Genomic DNA, 21,759 nt, shown 5'->3' on the forward strand with positions numbered 1-21,759 from the left:
GGACGTCGCGCGTCATATCCAGAGGTGCCCGATTCGTCCGATTCGTCCGCGATTCGTGCGCGATTCGTGCGCGATTCGTCCGATTTACCCGATTCGCCCGCGTGGCCGGTTGCGAACGAACGGCGAAGTCGCGCTGATCGGAAAGCCAGTCTCGCAGGTTTCGGCGGCTTGTGCCAAACGGCAAGCGCGGTCTTCATTTCAGCTTCGTAAGGCAGTGCCGGGCCGCCTGCCCGAACTCGACGATTGCAGTAATCTTGGCGGCTCAGCTGTTCCTCAGTTGTTCCTCAGTTGTTCCCTTGGCGGTCCACTCATCCACGATGGAGTTTCGACAATGCGATACAACCAGCTTGGCCGTACCGGTGTATTTGTTTCCGAGCTATGTCTCGGCACGATGACCTTCGGCGGTGGCGAAGGCATGTGGAAGCAGATTGGCGATTTGCAGCAGGCGGAGGCGGAGCGGCTCGTCGGCCGGGCGCTGGATGCGGGCATCAATTTCATCGACACCGCCGACGTCTACGCCGGCGGCCTGTCCGAGCAGATCACGGGCCAGGCGCTGAAAAACCTCCAGGTGCCGCGCGACAAGGTCGTGGTCGCGACCAAGGTGTTCGGGCAGACCGGCGAGTTTCCGAACGCGCGCGGCGCGTCGCGGTATCACATCATCGACGGGATGAAGGCGAGTTTGAAGCGCTTGCAACTCGAGCACGTCGATCTCTATCAGATTCACGGTTTCGATCCGGCCACGCCGATCGAGGAAACCCTGCGCGCGCTCGACACGCTCGTCCAGCACGGCCACGTGCGCTATGTCGGCGTGTCGAACTGGGCCGCGTGGCAGATCGCGAAGGCGCTCGGCATGGCGGAGCGCCTCGGGCTCGCGCGCTTCGAGACGCTGCAGGCGTACTACACGGTCGCGGGCCGCGACCTCGAACGCGAACTCGTGCCGATGCTGCAAAGCGAAGGCCTCGGCCTGATGGTGTGGAGCCCGCTCGCGGGCGGTCTGCTGAGCGGCAAGTACGGTCGCGAGCAGCAGGGCGAAGCGGGCAGCCGCCGTACCACGTTCGACTTTCCGCCGGTGAATCGCGAGCGCGCATATGACTGTATCGACGCGATGCGCGAGATCGCGGAGGCCAAAAAGGTCTCGGTTGCGCAGATCGCGCTCGCGTGGCTGTTGCATCAGCGCGTGGTGACGTCGGTGATTGTCGGCGCGAAGAAAGTCGAGCAACTCGACGACAACATCGCGGCCACCGGCGTCGCGCTCAGCGCGGACGAACTGGCGAAGCTCGACCAGGTGAGCGCGCTGCCCGCGGAGTATCCCGGCTGGATGCTGGCGCGGCAGGGCGAGGTGCGTCGCAAGCAACTGGACGACGCGCGTGAGGTGCGGTGAAGGCGGGGCGGGGCACGGCGGGGCGGTCCCGGTCGGGCTTCGCGTCTGACCGGAGGCGCTACCGAACCGCCTGACCGGACGCCTGACGCGGATGCGCTACCGAACGCGCTACCGAACGCGAACCGCCCTTCGGGACGGCTCACGACGCTCAGCGCGCCGCGCGTTCGCCGAAAACGGCGTAGGCAATGGCCCGCGTGCGTGTTGCCGGACCGCCGGACCGCCGGACCGCCGCATCGCCGCATCGCCGCATCGCCGCATCGCCGCATCGCCGCATCGCCGCATCGCCAGACCGCCAGACCGCCAGACCGCCAGACCGCCGGACCGCCAATTCGCCGAAGATCGCGCGGGCTGCGCGATGCGCGCCGTCGTCTAGCCTTCAGTACGCCGCAGCCGCCGATAGCGATTCATCAGCGGCGTGGCGGAGACGCCGTGAATCACCACCGAAGCCGCGACGACCGCGAGCGCGAGCGGCATCAGCGGTTTGACGTCGGCGGCCGGCCCGCTTTCCAGCGAGTAGGCGAGGTAGTAGAACGAACCCACGCCGCGAATCCCGAACCAGCTCATCAGACGCCGTTGCGTGGGCACGGCCGCCGAGCCGGCCAGCGAAATCCCGACCGACGCGGGCCGCACCAGCAGGAACAGCACCGCGATCAGCGCGATGGCTTGCCACGTGAAAAGCGGCGCGTTCAGCGTACCGAGCACATTGCCGACCATCGCCATGATGGCCACTTCGGCGATGCGCTCCAGCTCGATCGTGAAGCCCAGCACGGACTCCGTCATGAACGCGTGCGCCTTGACCGGGTCCGACGCGGTTTTGTCGACGTCCTTCGAATCGACTGTGCCGATCGTTTCGCGCGGCGACGCGCCGCCGCTCGCGCGATATTCGACGCGGCGCATCGACACGCCCGCCGCGAACACCGCGAGAAAGCCGTACGTTTGCGCCAGTTGCGCCGCGCCGAACGAGAGGCCGATCAGCCCGAGCGCGAAAAAGCCTTCGAGGCCGAGCGCATGCGCGTGACGCGTGCGCAGCCACGCCACCGCGTGCGTCGTGCCCCAGCCGAGCAGGCCGCCGATGGCGATTGCGCCGAGGATGCCCCATACGGCGGCGCCGGCGAGCTTCAGCATGTCGCCTGCCGGCATCTCGGCGCCGGCCGCCTGCGCTGTGCATAACGCGAGGCCCGCCATCGCGAAGGGCAACGCGATGCCGTCGTTCAGCCCGCCTTCGCCGGAAAGCGCGAAGCGCAGGAGGTCGTGATCGCCGGGGTCGTGCACCTGCACGTCGTGGGCGAGCACCGGGTCGGTCGGCGCGAGAATCGCGGCCAGCAACACGGCCGGTCCCCAGCCGAGATCCAGCACGTACACGCAGAAGAGGGCGACGAGCGGCACGGTGACGAGCATCGCGAGAAAGCCTAGCCGCAGCGGCACCATCCACAGTTTGTCGAGCACGCCGACGCGCAAACGTAGTCCGATGGTGAAGAGCGACACCAGCAGCGCGACTTCGGTGAGCGTGCGCAGCAGATGCGCGTCCGCGGCCATGTCCAGATGCAGCAGACCGAGCCCGCGCGGGCCGAGTGCATAGCCGATCGCGAGGTAGAACATGGCGGCGCTGACGGGCAGCCGGCGCAGTGTCGTCGCCGCCACGCCCATGAAAACGAGCACCGCGCCGACGATGAGGAACCACAAGGTTTCGTGCATCGAATGTCAGGAAGGCGAATCAGGGCGCGCGCCCGAATGCTTCGCGCAGTTTGCGCTTGGCCTGCTCCAGGGTCGCGCGGCGCGTTTTGGGCAGATTCCTGCCCGCGCGGTTGACGTAGAAATTCAGCATCGACATGGCGGATTGATACGGCGTGCCTTTGCGCCGACGGCTTTTCGTCGACGAGTGCTTGAGCGATTGCGCGATCTCCTCGGCGGTGCCGGTTTTGAAAATGTCCCGCTCGATGTCCATCGCGTCGCTGGTTTCCATCACGTGATGCGACCATTTGCGCGGACTTTTGCCGCTGCCTTTGCGCGCGGTCTTCGCATGTTGCGCGGCGTGTGCCCGCGCGTGGCGTTGACGCGGCGGCCGCCCCGACTTGCCGCGCGCCACGGGGCGTCGGGATTTGCGGGTGCTGTTTCGGGTCGCCATGGCCTTGCCTCCTTTTTCCTGCTTTGCCTGCGCGGAAAATAGAACGCGCCGGCCGCCGCGATGGCGGCATGCCGGCGCGTCGCGAACACGCGGCGTGAAGCGCGAACGCCTCACGCGAGTGCGACGGATCGCCGATTACAGCTTGACGCCGCCGGCCTCAGGCGCGTCCGACGAACCCGCCGGAAGGTCGCCGACGCCCGTGTCGTCGCGCAGGGCGAAGCGGTCGTCGCCCCAGTAAGGCTCGCTGCCGTAGTACTGATGCACGGACGTGGCCCATGTCTGATCCGCCATCGACGGCCAGTGGTCCTTATCGAATCCCGGCGCGTTCTTCACGCGTTCGGCCGTCATGTTGAGCACGAAGCACTTCTGTTCGGTGTCGAGCGTGAGCGCGCGCCATGGAATGGCGTGCAGCGTGTCGCCCATGCCGAGGAAGCCGCCGCTCGAGAGCACCGCATAGGCGACGCGGCCCGACCGGACATCGAGCATGATGTCCTTGATCTTGCCGATATCCTCGCCGTCGCTACTGAGCACCTTGTTGCCGTCGAGCGTATCCGCCGCCATCACGTCCGGCCCCGGACCGTCCGCGGTCGCACTGCCTTTACCGACGATGCGCGCGCCTTCCATGCCTTGCGTCCGACTTTGCATGACCATCATGTGCCTCCTTTCGGGTTAGGGGTGAACTACGTTGCAGCAACACCCGTTCCTTGTCCGGAGACGAATGCGTTGGGCATGCATCGAGCGAAACGTCGATGCGTGGCTTGGCGCCTGCGTAAAACATGCCTGTGCTTTTGCAATTGCTGCGGCCCCGCGGCATATCGATTGCTCGATTCTCAGTGAGCTACTCAGTGAGCTACTCAGTGAGCAACTTGAACGCAGACGCGGCGAAAAAAGCGCGTCGCTCGTATCGCGGGAGCTACGGCCATGAACCAGAGAATTCACTATCAGGCGAACATTTGCGGCGGCGATTTTTCGCACGTGCGCGAATGCTTTCGTGACTGGAAATCGCAGACACTCGTGTATCGCAGAGATCAGCGGATGTTCGAGGGAAAGCAGGAAGTCAGGCCATTGACGGAAAGCGTCTTCGCTAATGGAGAAGTCGCGCATGAGGCGCTCGCCCAGGTGTGCAATCCCGCCGATGCCTACGCGCTCGCGGCGGAAATCCGCGACGGCGAGCGCGAAGTGTGGCTTGTCATGGCCGCCTTCAAGGAGTCGGACCATTGATTCGTTGCCCGAAGTAACGATCAGGCGTTCGTCAGGCGTTTAACTGACTACGGTTTTTCCGGCGCGCGCCGGTCTTTCCTGCGGCTTTCTCCACAGTCTTGTTCGCGGCTTGCTTGCGAATCGCGCGGGACTTCTTCAGGAGCGTCGTAATGGAGCCGTTGATGCTGTCCGCGGCTTCGACCTCGCGCAGCTTGCGGCCCTTCGCGCCCGCCTCGCGCGCGAGTCTGGCGGCGCGTTTTTCCGCTTGCGCGAGCAGCGCGGCGAATGCCACTTCGTCCACTTTCAGGCCCCGGCGTGTTCGGCCCGCAGGCAGGCTCTGCAACTCATCGGCTTCGAATGCGCTGATCACCGCGGGATGGATGTAGCAACGCCGGCATACCGCGGGTGTATTGCGCAGCAAGCTTGCGACTTCCTTCACGGTCGCGACCATCTCCCGCCGGGCTTCCGCCGCGCTGCCGCACACGATGCGCCGCAGCGTGGCGAGCGCATAGACGCTGCCGGCCCACGTTCGATAGTCCTTCGCGGTGAAATCGGCGCCGCTCGCGCGCCGCAGGTAGTCGTTGATGTCGGCGGAGCCGACCGTGCGGCGCGTGCCGTCTTCGTCGAGATACTGGAACAGATCGTGACCCGGCAGTTCGGCGCAGCGCCGCACGATGCGCCTGATACGCGCATCGTCGACGCTCACGTCATGCTCGATGCCGCTCTTGCCGCGAAACCTGAAGCGCAGTTGTCCCGCTTCCACTTTTACGTGCTTTTTGCGCAGCGTCGTCAAACCGTACGACTGATTCTCGCGCGCGTATTCGACGCTGCCGATGCGAACGAGCGTCGTGTCGAGCAGGCGCACGACGGCCGCGATGACCTTGTCGCCCGGCATGCCCGGCAGCGCGAGGTCGCGCGTCACGCGTGCGCGAAGTCGTGGCAACGCGCGGCCGAATTCCGCCATGCGCTCGTATTTGTCGGCGTCGCGCGTTTCGCGCCAGCGCGGGTGATAACGGTATTGCTTGCGGCCGCGCGCGTCGCGTCCGGTCGCCTGAATATGGCCGCGCGCGTCCGGGCAGATCCACACGTCTTCATACGCGGGCGGTATCGCCAGCGAATCGATGCGCTGGATTTCCGCTTCGTCGTCGATGCGTTTGCCGGCGGCATCGAAATACGCGAAGCCATCTTTCTCATGCTTGCGCGTGAAGCCCGGCTTGCTGTCGTCCGCATGCCGCAAGCCGGGCGGCATCGCGGCGGGCGCGGTTTGCTGCGCGCTGTCGCGGGTCGATGCGTGGCCGTTGCGGGTGGTGTTCTTCGGAGAAGCCATAGGTGCTGGTAGAAGTTTCAAGCGTGAGGCGCGGCGCGCCAATGATGGCCCGAAGCAAAGCCGGTGCCAGCAGCACCGCCATCGGAATGGCCGTCATGAAGTGGGCGGAACGGTCCTTGCGAAGAATGTCATACGTAACGACACAGCCAAGGAGAGCACCATGAGCAGCACGCTGAATCCCGATGAGGAACCGCAACACGAAGTCAGGCAAACCGCGGGCACCACGGGCGCCTTAGGTCCGAGCGATTCGTCGGATAGCGGCAGCGACGTCGCCGGTGCGAAGCGCCACGAATTCGACGTCGACACGGAACTCGACAATCACGCGCTCGAAACGGGCGACACGGAACTCGGCAGCGACACCGATCGCGCGGGCACGGGCGAGCGCGCGGCAGCCGACGGCGATTCCACGCTCGAACCGGACAGCGACATCGAGCCGGACCGCATCGTCCGGCCCTCCGCCGACGACGACGGTCTCGACGAAGACCCTACCGGTCTGTGAGCCTCGCGGTCTCGCGGGAGCCGCGTGATTCGCGGCTCTACGCCATTTGCGCAGTGCTGGGCACATGCTTTGCTGCGCCGTGATTAATGATGAAACAGGGCGAGCGGAAAGCGCCGCGCAGGTTACGCGCATGCTGCTCGCCCACGCTGAAATGAAGGAGCAACACATGGCTAACAGCCTCGACGGTCTGAAAGTAGCAGTACTGGCAGTGGATGGTTTCGAAGAGGCCGAACTGGTCGAGCCGAAACGCGCGCTTCTTGACGCAGGCGCGACCGTGCATGTGATTTCGGCGAAGCCCGGCAAGATCCAGGGCTTCAGGCATGTCGATAAAGGCGATACCGTCGACGTCGATTCGACCTTCGACAAAGCGCGCCCGGACGACTACGACGCCGTGGTCTTGCCAGGCGGCGTGGTGAATGGCGACGCGATCCGTCTCGTGCCGCAGGCGCAGGCCTTCGTCAAGGCGGCGGACAGCGCGAAAAAGCCGATCGCGGTGATTTGCCACGGCACATGGCTGCCGGTGTCGGCGGGAATCATCAAAGGGCGCACGGTGACGAGCTGGCCGAGTCTTCAGGACGACATTCGCAATGCGGGCGGCACGTGGGTCGATCGTGAAGTCGTGGAAGACAGCAATCTGATTTCGAGCCGCAAGCCCGACGATATTCCCGCATTCAACAAGGCGTTGATCGGGCAATTGTCGAAGCGCAAGGCTGCATGAGCGGGCGAGCTGGCTTCGGTGACACCGTGAACGGGAGAAAATGCATGAAACTACGGTATTCGATACAAGTGATGACTGTTGCGCTCGGGCTTGGCGCGGCGTCGGCGAGCGCGGTGTATGCGCAGGCCAGCGACGCCCCGGCGAGCAATGCGCCCGCCAGCGGCACGAAGCTTTCGTCCGGGGACCAGCAGTTCGTTCAGGACGCGTCGAAGTCCGACGCCACCGAAATCGCGGCGAGCAGGATCGCGCTGAAAAATTCACGCGACGCGCGTGTCAAGAAGTTCGCGCAACAGATGATCACCGACCATACGAAACTCTCGCGCGGCATGGCGGCGCTCGCGGCAAAGCAGGGGCTCAACACGACGCCTTCCGCCGACTCCGCGCTCGTCGGCAAGCTGCAAACGCTCAAAGGCCAGCAGTTCGACGAGGCGTACGTCGAGCAGGTCGGTCTCGAAGCGCATCAGCGAGCGGTCGATCTTTTTCAGCAGGAGAGCCAGAGCGGCACCGACCCGCAGCTGAAGGCGGCGGCCACGCGCGCGCTGCCGATCATCAAGCATCATCTGGAGATGGCGCAGAAGCTTGCCGGCGCAATGAAGGGTTCGTCATCATGAACGCGATCCTGCCGCGGCCGGCCTATGAGGATTCCTTTATGCAGATCACTTTTCCCGACGACAAGCCGACCTTCGACGGCGCGAACCTGACGGTTCGCTTCATGGCCAGCGTGGACGGCGAATCGGTTGTCTGCGCGATTACCGTCGAGGCGCTGGAAGACCATTTCGGCGCCGGGTCTCCACTCGAGAGCGCATTGATGGAGGCCTTCGACAAGGGCCGCAACCGGATTCGCTCGGTGTGCGCCGAAGCGCTCGACCAGAACAACGGCGAAGGCGTAATCTTGCATAGCGGATTGTTCAGAGTGGAAGGCATGGAACCCGACCGCGGCACGGCGGCCTAGCGCCGCCACCTGCTTCTGAACGCGCAGCGCGGCCGCGCGCGCCGTCCGCACAACAACGCTATCAACGATGCAAGGAGGCCTTATGTCACTCATCGTCGCAGCACGCTTTACGACTTTTCCGGCCGCCGAAGACGCGGCGCAAAAACTCTTCAATGCGGGCTTCGTCGAAGAAGACGTCACGCTCTTCTTTGTGAATCCGCGCGGACAGCATGCGCGTTATCCGATCGGCGGCGATACCGGCACCGACGCCGGCGCCAAGGGCGCGCCGAAGGGCGCGGGTCTCGGCGTGACGATCGGCGCGGTGGTGGGCGCGATTGTCGGCGTGGGCATCTTCGCGGCGTTTTCCGCGCCGCTGCTCGTGTCGGCGATAGCGGCGGGCGTCGGCGCGTACATCGGCTCGCTGGCCGGCGCGATGTGGCGCACGAGGGAGGGCGACAAGCCGGGGCATCGCGCAGCGTTCCATGAAGAAACGCGCGATTCCGGCGTGCTGGTCGCGGTGCATGTCTCGCCGGACAATCAGCTCGACGCCGCGCGCGTGTTGCGCGAGGCGGGCGGCGTCGCCATCGAGCGCGCAACGGGCCGTTGGCAACAGGGCCGCTGGGCCGACTTCGATCCGCTCAAGAAGCCCGTGCCGCTGAGCGAGTACAGCGAGAAGCGGGCCTGACGAAGCGCGCGTGATGCGCGGCGCTTGCCGTTGAAAGCGCATCAATGAGAAGGGCCCGACATCTGTCGGGCCCTTCTCATTGGTGAACCGGAAAACGCGCGACGTGCCTAAACCCACACGGCCATCGCGCCATGTGACGACATTGGCGCATGGCGCGCCGGACGTGCTTCACGCGTCGGCTCGCACGAAGCCGGCACGACGCCGTGGCGACCCGGCGCGCACGAAGAAGGCGCTGTCTGCGCGCTTTGCGCTGCACTCGCGCCGACGGCTTCGCGCGGCTGCATATGCTCGCGAATCTGCATGACGCCGGCTGACGTGACGATCGCGACGCCCACGAGGAACTCTGCTGTGCGCATGTTCATGATGTTGCTCTCCCTGTCGTTATTGCCTGCCCGTTCTTGTCAAATTGGTTCGGCACGTCATGCATGTCCCGCCTGATGCGCTGCATGACGTCGCGCGGGCAAGGCAAAACGCAGCAATTGACGTGCCAGTGCGATAAGCCCGCGAAACAGCGGTTTTGCGCACGCGCCGGGAAATGGCGCCGCGCAACATTTACGCGCGCCTGCAAGTTTGCGCGGCTCTGATGGCGACGGCCTCGAAGCGTCCGGTGCGCCATGCCTCTGCGATACGCCGGGCACGCCCCATGCGGTGTCATCGACGAACCCCGTCGTGGCACGCGCGGCAAAAACATGCACATGCCCTGCACATGCCGGCGACGGATTCCAGATCAACGAAACCCCTGGAGGTATTGATGGCTACGAATGTTGTCTCCGTGCTGAACGATCTCATCGAAACGTCGAAGGACGGCGAAAAGGGCTTTCGCAAAGCAGCAGAAGATGCGCGCGACGCGCAGTTGAAAAACATGTTTCTGGCGCGAGCCGAAGACTGCTCGCGCGGCGCGCGCGAGTTGCAGGATGTGGTTCAGCGTTTGGGCGGCAAGCCGGAAACGGGCGGCAGCGTGAGCGGTGCGTTGCATCGCGGCTGGGTCGATATGAAGTCGGCGGTGACGGACCGCAGCGACCATCAGATTCTCGCCGAGGTCGAGAAGGGCGAGGACGTCGCGAAGAAGAACTATCACGACGCGCTGGAAAAGGACTTGCCCGCCGACGTGCGCGCGATTGTCGAGCGTCAGTATCAGGGCGTGTTGCAAAACCATGACCGCGTGCGCGATCTGCGCGATCAGTACGCCGCGAAGAGCTAAGGGCGTTTGAGCTTTGGCGCTGGACGTCCACGAAAAAAGCCGTCCTGGCGGACGGCTTTTTCACTGAAGCTGAAACTAAAAACTGAAACGAAACGTGGACTTATTGCGCGGCGACTTTCAGGCGGTTCTTCACGCTGCTCACGCCCTTCACGCCTTGCACGACTTCTTCGGCTGCGGACTTGTCGTCGGCGGAAGGCACCGAGCCCGTGAGCCACACCACGCCCTTGCGGGTCTTCACGTGAATGTGCGTCGACTTCACGTTTTTCGCGCCCAGAAGTTCGGCCTTGACCTTGGTGGTGATGGTGCCGTCGTCGAAATGCTGGCCGATGCTTTCGGACGACGCCGGCGGAGCCGAAGCGCTGGTCTGCGCCGTGGCGTTCAGGGCGAATGCAACACAAGCGATGCTGCCGGCGGTCTTCAACAATTGGATCGTCTTCATGGTTTCTCCTTCAGGTGTTGATGAAAATTGCGGTCTTGTTGCCTGCGGTCGATCGCAGCCGAAGCCGCCGATGACTCGCGTGGGATCGTTGCCGCTACGGTTCCGTCAGGCCCGTTATCGACACCGGCCGGGTCGTCGCAGTCGTCGCGCGAAATCGCGTTGGATGCGAGGACACCCGTCCGTCCACATGGTGCTGATCCGCAATGTCTGTGCCCGCTCGCGCGCGTCGCGGGCGGCCATGGCGCGCGCGCCGCGCCGGACGAGCGCTTTTCCGCTGAAGAAAGGGCCGGAGCCCCGTGCATAAAGGGCTCGATGAGGAGCGCAAAGCCAGACCGGAATTTGCCGGGTAACTTGTAAAAAAGCCCCGCGAGGGCGCGCAATTCACGGGCCCGAAAAAATACAAATCTGAGGAAAAACAGCGTGTTGCAAAAGCTGGTACGGCTGTTGCTGTATTCAGACCACTTTCTTCAGCTTTCAATGGGACACCAACACGATGCCTTCAATTGAACTTCGCACAAGGCAGTCTCTTGCACTGACGCCGCGTCTGCAACAATCGGTGCGTCTGTTGCAGCTATCGTCTCTGGAGTTCCAGCAGGAATTGCGAACTGCGCTCGACACGAATCCGTTCCTGGAATACGACTCTTCCGAAACCGAGGACGTCGCCCTGGCCACGGCCACGCCCGGCGACGAGTCAGGCGCGCTGCCCGCCACCGACACCGCCGCGGCCGCCGAGCCCGATGCGCTGCCTGCTGAAGCGGCCAGCAGCGAGGCGCTCGAAGGCGGCGGCGCCGACGAGATTCCCGGCGACTTCTCAGGCGACTACAGCAGCCGCAGTTCGGCGCGCCAGAACGGCGATTCCGACGGCAGCGACCCGGCTGAGTGGGCGCGCTCGCAGCCCACCTTGCGCGAGCAACTGCATGACGCGCTGCGTCTTTACCGGCTCGACGATCGCGATCGCGCGGTCGCGCGCTTCATCATCGAGGCGCTCGACGACGACGGTTATCTGCGCCAGGAACTCGCCGATCTTGCCGACAGCGTCGATCTCGAACCCGAACTGACCGAGGAAGAATTGCTCGTGGCGCTGCGCCTCGTGCAGTCGCTGGACCGGCCCGGTCTCGGCGCGCGCTCGTTGTCCGAATGCCTGCTGCTGCAGGTGAACGCGTTGCCGCCTGAGACGCCGGGGCGCGACGTCGCGCGGCAAATCGTCGAGCATCATCTGGAGCGGCTCGCACGTCGCGAGCAGGCCGAATTGCAAAAGCAGATCGGCTGCAGCGCCGAAGAACTGCGGGTGGCCTGCGCGCTCGTGCGCAAACTCGATCCGAAACCCGGCAACTGCTACGGCCGCACCGAAGACAACTACGTCGTGCCGGATGTCATCGTGCGGCAGGTGCGCAACAAGTGGGTGGTGACGATCAATCCCGCCGTGCAGCCGCGCGCGCGGATTCATCGCATGTACGCGGAACTGTTTGCGCAGTCGGCGGGCGCCAGCCGTTCGCCGCTCGCGCAACAGCTTCAGGAAGCACGCTGGCTGATCAGGAACGCGCAGCAGCGCTTCGACACGATTCAACGCGTGGCCGAATGCATCGTCGCGCATCAGAAGGCGTTCTTCCAGTATGGCGAAATCGCGCTGAAGCCCATGGTGCTGCGCGATGTCGCCGACGAACTCGGTCTGCACGAATCGACCATCTCGCGCGCGACCGGCAACAAATATATGGCCACGCCCCGCGGCATTTTCGAGTTCAAGCATTTCTTCCCGCGCGAACTCGGCACCGAAAGCGGCGGCACGTGTTCGGCCGCTGCGGTGCGCGCGCTGCTCAAGGAAATGATCGCGGCCGAAAACACGCGCGATCCGCTTTCCGATGTGACGCTCGCGAAGATGCTCGCCGATCAGGGCGTGCTCGTCGCGCGCCGCACGGTCGCGAAGTATCGCCATCTGATGAAGGTGCCGCCGGCGGAATTGCGCCGCCAGGTCTGAGCTTGCCGCGCCCCTTCGCGAGAGGGGCTCGATGAAAGCGCCACGCGAGGCTGCCCGCCCGCGTGGCGCTTTTTCGTATCTGGACGTTTCGCGCGCGCCCCATTACATTGGCGGGTCGGATCAGAAACGGGGTAAGCGCGATGAAGTATGCGAGTCGGGTCGAAGGGTTGCAGGGCAGGCGCACGTCGGCGTGGGAGATTCATCGCGCGGCCCAGCAGGCGGTGGCCAATGGCGAAGACGTCATCGTACTGAGCGTGGGCGACCCCGATTTCGCCACGCCCGCGCCGATCGTCGAGCGCGCGGTCGAGGCGTTGCGCGGCGGCGATACGCATTACAGCGCGGTGTCCGGCCGCGATCCGCTGCGCGCGGCGATTGCGCGGGAGCACACGCGCATGAGCGGCTGCGCGGCCGGCGCGGCGAACGTCATTCTCACGGCGGGCGCGCAGAACGGCGTGTTCGCCACGTCGCTCTGTCTGCTCGAAGCGGGCGACGAAGTGATCGTGCCCGAGCCCATGTACCTCACCTACGAAGCCTGCGTGCGCGCGGCGGGCGCGACGCTCGTGCCGGTTCCGGTCGATCGCGCGCGCGCGTTTCACCTCGACTGCGACGCGCTGGAGCGCGCGGTGACGCCGCGCACAAAGGCCGTTTTCTTCGCCACGCCGTGCAATCCCACGGGTGCCGTGATGCCGCGCGCGGACCTCGAACGCATTGCGCGGCTCGCATGCGAGCACGACTTGTGGGTGCTCTCCGACGAGGTCTACGCGGACCTCACGTTCGAGCGCGAACACGTGAGCATCGCGTCGTTGCCGGGCATGGCCGAACGCACGGTCACGCTCGGCAGCCTGTCGAAATCGCATGCCATGGCGGGGTGGCGCGTGGGCTGGGCGATCGGTCCCGTGCAACTGATCGAGCATATGGGTCGGCTCGCGCTCGCCATGTTGTACGGCTTGCCGGGCTTCATCCAGCAGGCGGCGCTGACCGCGTTGCAGGACAAGGCGCAAATCGTCGCGGACATGCGCGACATCTACCGGCGCCGCCGCGATGTGGTGTTCGAGCATCTGGGCCGCATTCCACGGCTGCGTTGCCTGCTGCCCGAGGCGGGCATGTTCATGATGGTCGATGTGAGCGGCACGGGACTCGATACCGTGGATTTGACATGGCAACTGTTTCGCGCTCAGGGTGTGTCGGTGCTCGACGCCAGCGCGTTTGGCGAGACCGCGAACGGTTTCGTGCGGCTCGGCTTTGTCGTCGACGAAGCGCGTCTTGCCGAGGCATGCGAACGGATCGCGGCGTTCGTGGCGGCATTGCCGCCGCGTTGAAGCGCGAAGTGAGTGATGGTGCGCGAAGGTGCGTGAGCGTGCGCGCGCGTGCCTGTTTGCGGATTTGCGCTCGCGGCTCGACGGTATAATCCAGCAGCAAACCATCCTGACCTTCCGGCTCTTTTAGCCGCATCCTATGCACTTTCGTCCCATCCAGTCCTTCACGCGCAAGCGGCTCTCCGACGTCGTTGCCGACCAGATCAAGCAACTGATCTCGGACGGCACGCTGATGCCGGGCGACCGTCTGCCCGCCGAACGCGATCTGGCGACGCAGCTTGCGGTCTCGCGGCCTTCGTTGCGGGAAGCGCTGATCAGGCTGGAGTCGGACGGCTATATCGCCACGTCGGGGCGGGGCGGTTTCATGGTGGTGGATCTCACCGCGCCGATCATCTCGAAGCCCCTCGCGGAACTGCTTCTGCAAAATCCGCGTACCAGTGCCGACATTCTCGAGTTGCGCCAGGGGCTGGAATCCATTTCGACGGTGTATGCCGCCGAGCGCGCCACCGCCGCCGATCTTCGCAAGATCAAGGCCGCGTTCGAGGCCTTGAAAGCAGCGTCGCTGTCGCAAGATCGCGTGAACCTCGCTGAACTCGACGCCGCATTTCATCTCGCGATTGCCGACTCCACGCACAACATCGCGCTCGCACATGTGATGCACGGCATCCATACGCTGATTCGCGAAGGCATGCACCAGTACCATCGGCTGATCGATTACGACGAAGCGATGGAAAAGCAGCTGATGAGCCAGCACCAGGCCATCTTCGACGCCGTCATGGCGCGCGACGCGCAAAAGGCGCGCAAGGCCGCGGAGCGTCATCTGGCCTTCGTGCGCGAAATCTATCAGGAAGACGCGGCGAAACTGTAGGCGCCGTTCGCCGCATCCGTTTTTTCTTCGCACTTCCGGCACTTCCAGCACTTCCGGCACTTCTGGCACCTTCTGGCACAGGCTGCGCGTCGCGCCGTCTGTCCGCGCGTGTCTATTCGCCGGAGGCCGCGCGCCGAACGATCTTCCGATTGACACACCTCGGCGACTTCCTTATATTTTGGTCAGACCAACAATACCAGTCTTACTGGCGGCATTTTTGCGCGCCGCTTTCCCTTCAATGAGCTTATGAAAGTCGCCCTCTTTATTCCGTGCTTCATCGACGCGTTCTATCCCGAGGTCGGCATCGCCACACTCGAATTGCTCGAACGCTTTGGCATCGAGGTGGACTATCCGCAGGAGCAGACCTGTTGTGGCCAGCCCATGGCCAATAGCGGAGCGCAGGCGGAAGCGGCCGGCGCGGAACGCGTGTTCGCGCGCAACTTCGCGGATTACGACTACATCGTCGGACCGTCGGCGAGCTGTATTCATCACGTGCGCGAGCATCTCACCGCGATCGATCAAACCAATGAAGTGAAAAAGGTCCGCGCGAGCGCGTATGAACTCGTCGAGTTTCTGCACGACGTGGTCGGCGCGCGCGAATTTCCATGGGCCGAGTTTCCGCATCGCGTGGGTTTGCACAACAGTTGCAGCGCGTTGCGGCATCTGAAGGAAGCGTCGATCTCCGAAGTGGCGGGCACGCCGTTTTCGAAGCCGCGCGCCTTGCTGGAAGGCGTCAAAGGCATCGAATTCGTGAAGCCGTCGCGACCCGACGAATGCTGCGGTTTCGGCGGCACGTTCTCCGTCACAGAAGAACCGGTCTCGGTGCGCATGGGGCAGGACAAGGTGCGCGACCATCTGAATGCGGGCGCGCAATACATCGTGTCGGCCGACATGTCGTGTCTGATGCATCAACAAGGCTGCGCGCAACGCATGAAGGCCGATGCGCGCTTCATCCACATCGCGCAGGTGCTGAACGGAGCGCGCGCATGAGCCGGATCGATCACGCGAAAGCCGCCGGCGAGTTCATCGAGAAAACGGAACACATTGCGTTTCACGACAGACGCCTGTGGGATTTGCGCGAAAAGCGCGATGCCCAGGCGCACGCGATCGGCGAATGGGAGACCTTGCGCGAACTCGCATCGGGCATCAAGGAACATACGCTGTCGCACCTGTCGGCGTATCTCGAACAGTTTGCGGCGGCGGCCGAGGCCAATGGCGTGGTGGTGCATTGGGCATCGAGCGCCGAGGAACACAACGCGCTCGTGCACAAGATCATGTCCGGGCGCGGCATGACCACGCTCGTCAAAAGCAAGTCGATGCTCACCGACGAATGCAGGATGCGCGAATATCTCGAACCGCGCGGCATCACGGTGATGGAAACGGATCTCGGCGAACGCATCCAGCAGCTCGATCATCAGGACCCGAGTCACATGGTGGTGCCCGCGGTCCACAAGCTGCGCGCCGATGTCGCCGAACTGTTCGGCCGGACGATCGGCACTGATCCGCACAACAGCGACATTCATTACCTCGCTGAAAGTCAGCGCATGAATACGCGGCCGTACTTCGTGCGCGAGAAAACGGCGGGCATGACCGGCTGCAATTTCGCGGTGGCGGAGACGGGCACGGTCGTGGTGTGCACGAACGAAGGCAATGCGGATCTGTCGGCGAATGTGCCGCCGTTGCATATTGCGTCGATCGGTATCGAGAAGATCATTCCGCAGGTTTCCGATCTCGGCGTGTTTATCCGCATGCTCTCGCGCAGCGCGCTGGGTTCGCCGATCACGCAATACACGTCGCATTTCCGCGCGCCGCGTCCGGGCACGGAGATGCATTTCATCCTCGTCGATCATGGCCGTTCGGAGCGGCTTGCGATGGAGGACTTCTGGTACTCGCTCAAATGCATCCGCTGCGGCGCGTGCATGAATACGTGCCCGGTGTACCGGCGCAGCGGCGGTCTGTCGTATGGCGGCACTTACTCGGGACCGATCGGCGCGATCATCAACCCGACGTTTGATCTGAAGCGCTATAGCGCGCTGCCGTTCGCGTCCACGCTCAACGGCAGTTGCACGAACGTGTGTCCGGTGAAGATCAATATTCACGAGCAGATCTACAAATGGCGCACCGTGATCGCGGAGCGTCACGAAGTGCCGTTCGTGAAGCACGAAGTGTTGAAGATGGCGGGGCGGCTGCTCGCGAGCCCGACGTTGTATCGCGCGACGGTTGCCTCGATGGGCGGCGCATTGCGGCGCTTGCCGAACTTCGTGCTGTATAACCCGCTGAATATCTGGGGCAGGCAACGCGAGTTGCCCGAGGCGCCGAAGGAGACCTTCCACGCCTGGTACAAGAAAAACCGTGGAGGTGGCAATGGCAACGCGTGAGGCCTTTCTCGCGAAAGTGCGGCAGGCGCAACCGGCGGCGCGGCCGCGTCCCGATGTGCCGTTGTTTGGCGCGGCGGGCGGCGATCTGCGTGCGCGTTTTACAGCCGCATTGCAAACCATGGGCGGCACGTGCGTCGATGCCGCAGCCGCAGCGGACGTGTCCGGCATGATCCGCGAGCGATTCGGCGCGACGGCTTCGATTGCGTCGGCCACCGCCGAAGTGTCCGGCACGCGCGCGCTCGCAGCCGATACCGAGCCGGCTTCGTTGCAGGACGTCGAGGTCGGCGTGGTGCGCGCGCGCTTCGGTGTCGCGGAGACGGGTTCGGTGTGGTTCAGCGAGCGCGAGTACGTGGTCAATGCGCTGGGATACATCGTGCAGCATCTCGTGGTGTTGCTCGATCCGGCGCAACTTGTCGACGGTTTGCAGGATGTCTACCGCCGCGATGATTTCCGCGAGGCGCGTTATGCCGCGCTTGTGACCGGTCCTTCCGCGACCGCCGATATTGAGGGCGTGCTGATTCGCGGCGCGCAGGGCGTGCGTTCGCTGACGGTGGTGTGGCTCGCGCGCGAGCCGTGACGGCGGTGGAGTTTGCTATCATCACTGTATAAACGTACAGGTCCTGCAAACTCCGTGGCAACCGATTCTCCGCCGGATTCCGTCTCCGGCGTCCCTTACTATCTGCTGAACTTCGAGCGCGCGCTCGCCTGGCTCGCGCAACGCTACGACGATCTGCTCGACCCGCACGAGCGCGCTTTCCTCGGCACGTTCGCCGTGTTGCCGCAAGCCTCGCGCGCGTTGCTGGTCCGCATGCTGATGCGCAAGGGCACGCTGTTTCGCGCGAGCCGTCTCACTTACGACGAGATCGGCTGCCCGTTGCAAGCCGCCGCGCCCATCGCGGCGCTCGGCTGGCTGAACGCCGCGCCTCATCTCACACTCGACGACCTGTTCGCTCTCGCCACGCGCGCCGAACTGCTCGACGTGTTCTCGCCGACGCTCGCCTTGATTCCCGGCGCGCGGAGTCTGCGAAAGCCGGAACTGCTCGTCGCGTTGCGTCCGTTTTATGCCGGGGCGGATGCGCACGAGTCCGTGAGCCGCCCGGCGCGTCCATGGTCCGCGTGGCACGGCGCGACGACCGACTGCGTGTATCGCGTGGACATTGCGCCGTTGTGCGAGCGTTTGCGCCTGATGTTTTTCGGCAACCTGCAGCAGGACTGGTCCGAATTCGTGCTCGCCGATCTCGGCGTGTTCCAGTATGAAAAGGTCGCGTTCCCGCCGTCGTCCCGCGCGTTTCAGCAGCGTGCGGACGTGAACGTGTATCTCGCGTTGCATGCGTGCCGTGAAGAGCTGGAGCTGATCGAATCGTCGAGTCTGTTATTTGAGGGCAATGAAGAGAATGCGGCGATCGGCGATCTTCTCGCGCGTGTTCGCGCGATCGAAATCTCCAACCCGTGGCTCGAAACGCGCCGCGCAAAGCTGCTTTTTCGCATCGGCCAGCATGGCGAGCGGCGCCAGAACTGGCGTGCCGCGCTTGCCGTGTACGAAGCGTGTGCATGGCCTGGCGCGCGGCATCGGCGCATGCGCGTGCTGGAGCGCAGCGAATGTTTCAGCGAAGCATTCGCGCTCGCGCTGCAAGCCGCCGCATCGCCCGAAAGCGAGGAAGAGGCGCAGCGCGTTGCGCGCATGTTGCCGCGTTTGCGGCGCAAGCTCGGCGAGCCGGCGGTTCGCGCAAGCGCGGCGCGCGCGGCTGAACGCAGCACGCTGGTTCTGGCGAGGCCGCAGGCGCCGCAACCGGTCGAATACGTCGTGCGCGATCATTTGACTTGCGAATCGGCGCCGGTGCATTACGTCGAAAACGCGCTGATCAACTCGCTGTTCGGATTGCTGTGCTGGGAGCCGGTTTTCGCGGCGCTGCCTGGCGCGTTTTTTCACCCGTTCCAGCGCGGGCCGGCCGATCTTCACGCGCCTGACTTTCATGTGCGCCGCGCCGGACAATTCGCCTCGTGCCTGGCTCAACTCGATAGCGGGATCTATCGCGAGACGATTGCGCGGCATCTGCATGAGAAGGCCGGCGTGCAATCTCCGTTCGTGTTCTGGGGGCTGCTTACGCCCGAGCTTGTCAGTATCGCGCTCGACTGTCTGCCCGCCGCGCATCTGAAATTGTGGTTCGAGCGCCTGTTGCGCGATATTCGCGGCAATCGCTCGGGGCTGCCCGATCTGATCCGATTCTGGCCCGCCGCGCGCCGTTATGAGCTGATCGAAGTGAAGGGCCCCGGCGACCGCTTGCAAGACAACCAGATTCGCTGGCTCGCATACTGCGTGCAGCACGGCATGCCGGTGCGCGTGCTCGACGTGCGCTGGGCCGGCGAGGTCGGCGTCGAAGAAATTCCTCCTCATGCCACGCCCACCGTGGAGCCCGCCGCATGACCTACATCGTCGCCGTGCGGGCCTTGTGCGAGTTCACCGCGCGACGCGGCGACCTCGATCTGCGGTTCACGCCGGCGCCCACGTCGCTCGAAGGCATGGCCGGTCACGTGACGGTCGCCGGCCGTCGCGCGAGCGGTTACGAAACCGAAATCACGCTGACGGGCACGCATCGCAATCTCACCGTGCGTGGCCGCGCGGACGGCTACGATCCGGCCGCGAACCGGCTGGAAGAGGTCAAGACGCATCGCGGCGATCTCGAACGCATGCCCGCGAATCACCGCGCGCTGCATTGGGCGCAGGCGCTCGTGTACGGGCACTTGCTGTGCCGTGCGCGCGGGCTCGCGGAGTTGTCGGTGGCGCTCGTGTACTTCGACATCGGCAGCCAGAAGGAAACGCTGCTCACGCAAACGCATACGGCGCGCGAACTCGATATTTTTTTCGTCGAACACTGCGAGCGGTTTCTCGATTGGGCCGTGCAGGAAGAAGCGCACCGCGCCGCGCGCAATGCCGCGCTCAGTGCCTTGCAGTTTCCGCATGCGCAGTTTCGCAGCGGACAGCGCGAGCTTGCAGTGTCGGTCTATCGTGCCGCGCGCGACGGCAAGCCGTTGATGGCGCAAGCGCCCACGGGCATCGGCAAAACGCTTGCCACGATTTTTCCGTTGCTGAAGGCGTGCGCGGCTGAGCAGATCGATCGCGTGTTCTTTCTGACCGCGAAAACGCCGGGCCGCGCGCTGGCGCTCGATGCCATCGACACGCTGCGCGAAAGCACCGCGGCTTTGCCCTTGAGAACGCTCGAACTGGTGGCGCGCGACAAAGCCTGCGAGCATCCCGACAAAGCGTGCAACGGCGAATCGTGTCCGCTCGCGCGCGGCTTCTACGACCGGCTCGACGCGGCGCGCAGCGCGGCGCTCGCGGGCTCGCGGCTCGACCGCGCGGCGGTGCGCGAAGCGGCGCTCGCTCATGACGTGTGCCCGTACTATCTCGCTCAGGAACTCGCGCGCTGGGCCGACGTGACCGTGGGCGACTACAACTACTACTACGACAGCAGCGCGATGCTGTACGCGCTCACGCAGATCAACCAGTGGCGCGTCGGCGTGCTGGTGGACGAAGCGCACAATCTGCTCGACCGCGCGCGCCGCATGTACACGGCGCAACTCGATCAGGCGGCGTTGCGGCTCGCGCGCAAGACAGCGCCGGCCATTTTGCGCAAGCCGCTCGAACGGCTGCAACGCGAGTGGAACGCGGTCAAACGCGCGCAGGCAGACGCGCAAGCAGGCGCGTATCAGGTCTACGCGGAGGTGCCGGGCAAACTGCTGTCGGCGGCGCAGCATCTGATCGGCGCGGTCACGGACCAGCTTGCGGAGGCGCCGCTTTCCATCGACGAAGCCTCGCTGCGGTTTTTCTTCGACGCCATGCATTTCGTCGCGCTCGCGGAGCAATTCGGCGAGCATTCTATTTTCGACGTCACCCTCACGACAGACCGCCACGCGCCGCGCGATAAAGCGAGTTGCACGCTGTGCGTGCGCAACGTGATTCCCGCGCCGTTTCTTGCGCCACGCTACGCGGCGGCGCGCACCACCGTGATGTTTTCCGGCACACTCAATCCGTATCAGTTTTACCGCGATACGCTGGGGCTTCCCGCGCACACGCAATGGCTCGACGTGGACGGGCCGTTTCGCGCGGAGCAGTTGCGGGTTCGGGTGGCCGGCAATGTCTCGACGCGCTGGCGTGACCGCGAGCGTTCGCTCGTGCCCATCGTCGAACTGATTGCAAAGCAGTATCAGGCGCAGCCCGGCAATTACCTGGGGTTCCTGAGCAGCTTCGAATACTTGCAGCAGGTGGTCGCGCTGATGCGCGAACGCCATCCTGGGTTGCCTGTCTGGGCACAGGAACCCGGCATGGACGAAGCGGCGCGAGACGCGTTTCTCGCGCGATTTCGCGGCGCGAACCAGGGCATCGGCTTCGCGGTGCTGGGCGGTGCGTTTTCGGAGGGCGTCGATCTCGCGGGACAGCAGTTGATCGGCGCGTTCATCGCGACGCTCGGCTTGCCGCAGATGAACGAGGTCAATGAGCAGATGCGCCGCGCGATGGACGCGCGCTTTGGCAATGGCTACGAATACATGTACCTGTACCCCGGTTTACAAAAAGTCGTGCAGGCGGCGGGGCGCGTGATTCGCACGGAACACGACGAGGGCGTCGTGCATCTGATCGACGACCGGTACAGGCGGCCCGAAGTGCGCCGCCTGTTGCCGCGCTGGTGGCATGTTCAATAGCTCAACCCGCGCCCGCGT

The 21,759-nt window shown here is 64.5% G+C and carries 22 protein-coding genes; 16 read left to right on the plus strand and 6 right to left on the minus strand.

Annotation, left to right across the window (positions count from 1 at the left end; all coding sequences use genetic code 11):
- Positions 1–331: 331 nt before the first annotated feature.
- Complete coding sequence (locus VOM14_RS11995; RefSeq protein ID WP_327628907.1) at positions 332–1,381, plus strand: aldo/keto reductase; 1,050 nt, start codon at positions 332–334, stop codon at positions 1,379–1,381.
- Positions 1,382–1,750: 369 nt separating this feature from the next.
- Here VOM14_RS11995 and VOM14_RS12000 read toward each other — a convergent pair whose 3' ends face one another.
- The 3 genes from VOM14_RS12000 to VOM14_RS12010 form a co-directional block, all read right to left on the minus strand.
- Positions 1,751–3,076 carry a cation:proton antiporter gene (locus tag VOM14_RS12000; protein ID WP_327628908.1) on the minus strand — a complete coding sequence of 442 codons (1,326 nt, stop codon included), beginning with the start codon at positions 3,074–3,076 and terminating at the stop codon, positions 1,751–1,753.
- Between the two features lie 19 nt (positions 3,077–3,095).
- A complete protein-coding gene (locus VOM14_RS12005; RefSeq protein WP_327628909.1) occupies positions 3,096–3,506 on the minus strand; it encodes a DUF3175 domain-containing protein in 411 nt (136 codons plus the stop codon).
- Between the two features lie 135 nt (positions 3,507–3,641).
- A complete protein-coding gene (locus tag VOM14_RS12010) occupies positions 3,642–4,157 on the minus strand; it encodes a PRC-barrel domain-containing protein (RefSeq protein ID WP_327629086.1) in 516 nt (171 codons plus the stop codon).
- A 270-nt stretch (positions 4,158–4,427) separates the two neighbouring features.
- Here VOM14_RS12010 and VOM14_RS12015 point away from each other — a divergent pair, with 270 nt between their 5' ends.
- On the plus strand, positions 4,428–4,727 hold the full coding sequence (locus tag VOM14_RS12015; RefSeq protein WP_327628910.1) for a hypothetical protein: 300 nt from the start codon (positions 4,428–4,430) through the stop codon (positions 4,725–4,727).
- 31 nt (positions 4,728–4,758) lie between these two features.
- Here the strand turns inward: VOM14_RS12015 and VOM14_RS12020 are convergent, their stop codons facing one another.
- A complete protein-coding gene (locus VOM14_RS12020) occupies positions 4,759–6,033 on the minus strand; it encodes a DNA topoisomerase IB (RefSeq protein WP_327628911.1) in 1,275 nt (424 codons plus the stop codon).
- Positions 6,034–6,193: 160 nt separating this feature from the next.
- Here VOM14_RS12020 and VOM14_RS12025 point away from each other — a divergent pair, with 160 nt between their 5' ends.
- From VOM14_RS12025 to VOM14_RS12045, 5 genes are all read left to right on the plus strand, one after another.
- A complete protein-coding gene (locus tag VOM14_RS12025) occupies positions 6,194–6,532 on the plus strand; it encodes a chemotaxis protein (protein ID WP_327628912.1) in 339 nt (112 codons plus the stop codon).
- Between the two features lie 166 nt (positions 6,533–6,698).
- Entirely contained in the window at positions 6,699–7,250 is a 552-nt protein-coding gene (locus VOM14_RS12030) for a type 1 glutamine amidotransferase domain-containing protein (protein WP_327628913.1), read from the plus strand.
- Between the two features lie 44 nt (positions 7,251–7,294).
- Positions 7,295–7,861, plus strand: coding sequence for a DUF4142 domain-containing protein (locus VOM14_RS12035; protein ID WP_327628914.1), 567 nt, complete (start codon positions 7,295–7,297; stop codon positions 7,859–7,861).
- The gene (locus VOM14_RS12040; RefSeq protein WP_327628915.1) at positions 7,858–8,202 is read left to right on the plus strand and encodes a DUF1488 domain-containing protein; all 345 of its coding nucleotides are present in this window, start codon (positions 7,858–7,860) and stop codon (positions 8,200–8,202) included. Before VOM14_RS12035 ends, VOM14_RS12040 begins: the two co-directional genes overlap by 4 nt.
- 82 nt (positions 8,203–8,284) lie before the next feature.
- A complete protein-coding gene (locus VOM14_RS12045) occupies positions 8,285–8,866 on the plus strand; it encodes a hypothetical protein (RefSeq protein ID WP_327628916.1) in 582 nt (193 codons plus the stop codon).
- Between the two features lie 107 nt (positions 8,867–8,973).
- On the opposite strand, the gene VOM14_RS12050 is transcribed toward VOM14_RS12045, so the two are convergent.
- Positions 8,974–9,228: a hypothetical protein gene (locus VOM14_RS12050; RefSeq protein WP_327628917.1), complete on the minus strand. Its 255-nt coding sequence runs from the start codon at positions 9,226–9,228 to the stop codon at positions 8,974–8,976.
- Between the two features lie 389 nt (positions 9,229–9,617).
- Here VOM14_RS12050 and VOM14_RS12055 point away from each other — a divergent pair, with 389 nt between their 5' ends.
- Entirely contained in the window at positions 9,618–10,067 is a 450-nt protein-coding gene (locus VOM14_RS12055; RefSeq protein WP_327628918.1) for a PA2169 family four-helix-bundle protein, read from the plus strand.
- Positions 10,068–10,167: 100 nt separating this feature from the next.
- Here the strand turns inward: VOM14_RS12055 and VOM14_RS12060 are convergent, their stop codons facing one another.
- The gene (locus tag VOM14_RS12060; RefSeq protein ID WP_327628919.1) at positions 10,168–10,506 is read right to left on the minus strand and encodes a BON domain-containing protein; all 339 of its coding nucleotides are present in this window, start codon (positions 10,504–10,506) and stop codon (positions 10,168–10,170) included.
- A 493-nt stretch (positions 10,507–10,999) separates the two neighbouring features.
- On the opposite strand from VOM14_RS12060, the gene VOM14_RS12065 reads away from it, so the two are divergent.
- The 8 genes from VOM14_RS12065 (at position 11,000) to VOM14_RS12100 (ending at position 21,741) form a co-directional block, all read left to right on the plus strand.
- Positions 11,000–12,481, plus strand: a complete 1,482-nt coding sequence (locus VOM14_RS12065) for an RNA polymerase factor sigma-54 (RefSeq protein ID WP_327628920.1) — start codon at positions 11,000–11,002, stop codon at positions 12,479–12,481.
- 140 nt (positions 12,482–12,621) lie between these two features.
- Positions 12,622–13,800, plus strand: coding sequence for a pyridoxal phosphate-dependent aminotransferase (locus tag VOM14_RS12070; protein ID WP_327628921.1), 1,179 nt, complete (start codon positions 12,622–12,624; stop codon positions 13,798–13,800).
- 136 nt (positions 13,801–13,936) lie between these two features.
- A complete protein-coding gene (locus VOM14_RS12075) occupies positions 13,937–14,665 on the plus strand; it encodes a FadR/GntR family transcriptional regulator (protein WP_327628922.1) in 729 nt (242 codons plus the stop codon).
- Positions 14,666–14,911: 246 nt separating this feature from the next.
- Complete coding sequence (locus tag VOM14_RS12080; RefSeq protein WP_327628923.1) at positions 14,912–15,655, plus strand: (Fe-S)-binding protein; 744 nt, start codon at positions 14,912–14,914, stop codon at positions 15,653–15,655.
- Positions 15,652–17,043, plus strand: coding sequence for a lactate utilization protein B (locus tag VOM14_RS12085; RefSeq protein ID WP_327628924.1), 1,392 nt, complete (start codon positions 15,652–15,654; stop codon positions 17,041–17,043). Before VOM14_RS12080 ends, VOM14_RS12085 begins: the two co-directional genes overlap by 4 nt.
- Positions 17,030–17,620 (plus strand): LutC/YkgG family protein, encoded by a 591-nt coding sequence (locus VOM14_RS12090; RefSeq protein ID WP_327628925.1) that lies wholly within the window; start codon positions 17,030–17,032, stop codon positions 17,618–17,620. Before VOM14_RS12085 ends, VOM14_RS12090 begins: the two co-directional genes overlap by 14 nt.
- 54 nt (positions 17,621–17,674) lie before the next feature.
- Positions 17,675–19,468 (plus strand): VRR-NUC domain-containing protein, encoded by a 1,794-nt coding sequence (locus VOM14_RS12095; RefSeq protein ID WP_327628926.1) that lies wholly within the window; start codon positions 17,675–17,677, stop codon positions 19,466–19,468.
- Entirely contained in the window at positions 19,465–21,741 is a 2,277-nt protein-coding gene (locus VOM14_RS12100) for an ATP-dependent DNA helicase (RefSeq protein WP_327628927.1), read from the plus strand. Before VOM14_RS12095 ends, VOM14_RS12100 begins: the two co-directional genes overlap by 4 nt.
- Positions 21,742–21,759 lie beyond the last annotated feature (18 nt).

The sequence above is a fragment of the Paraburkholderia sp. MPAMCS5 genome (genome assembly GCF_036016995.1).
Taxonomy (GTDB): domain Bacteria; phylum Pseudomonadota; class Gammaproteobacteria; order Burkholderiales; family Burkholderiaceae; genus Paraburkholderia.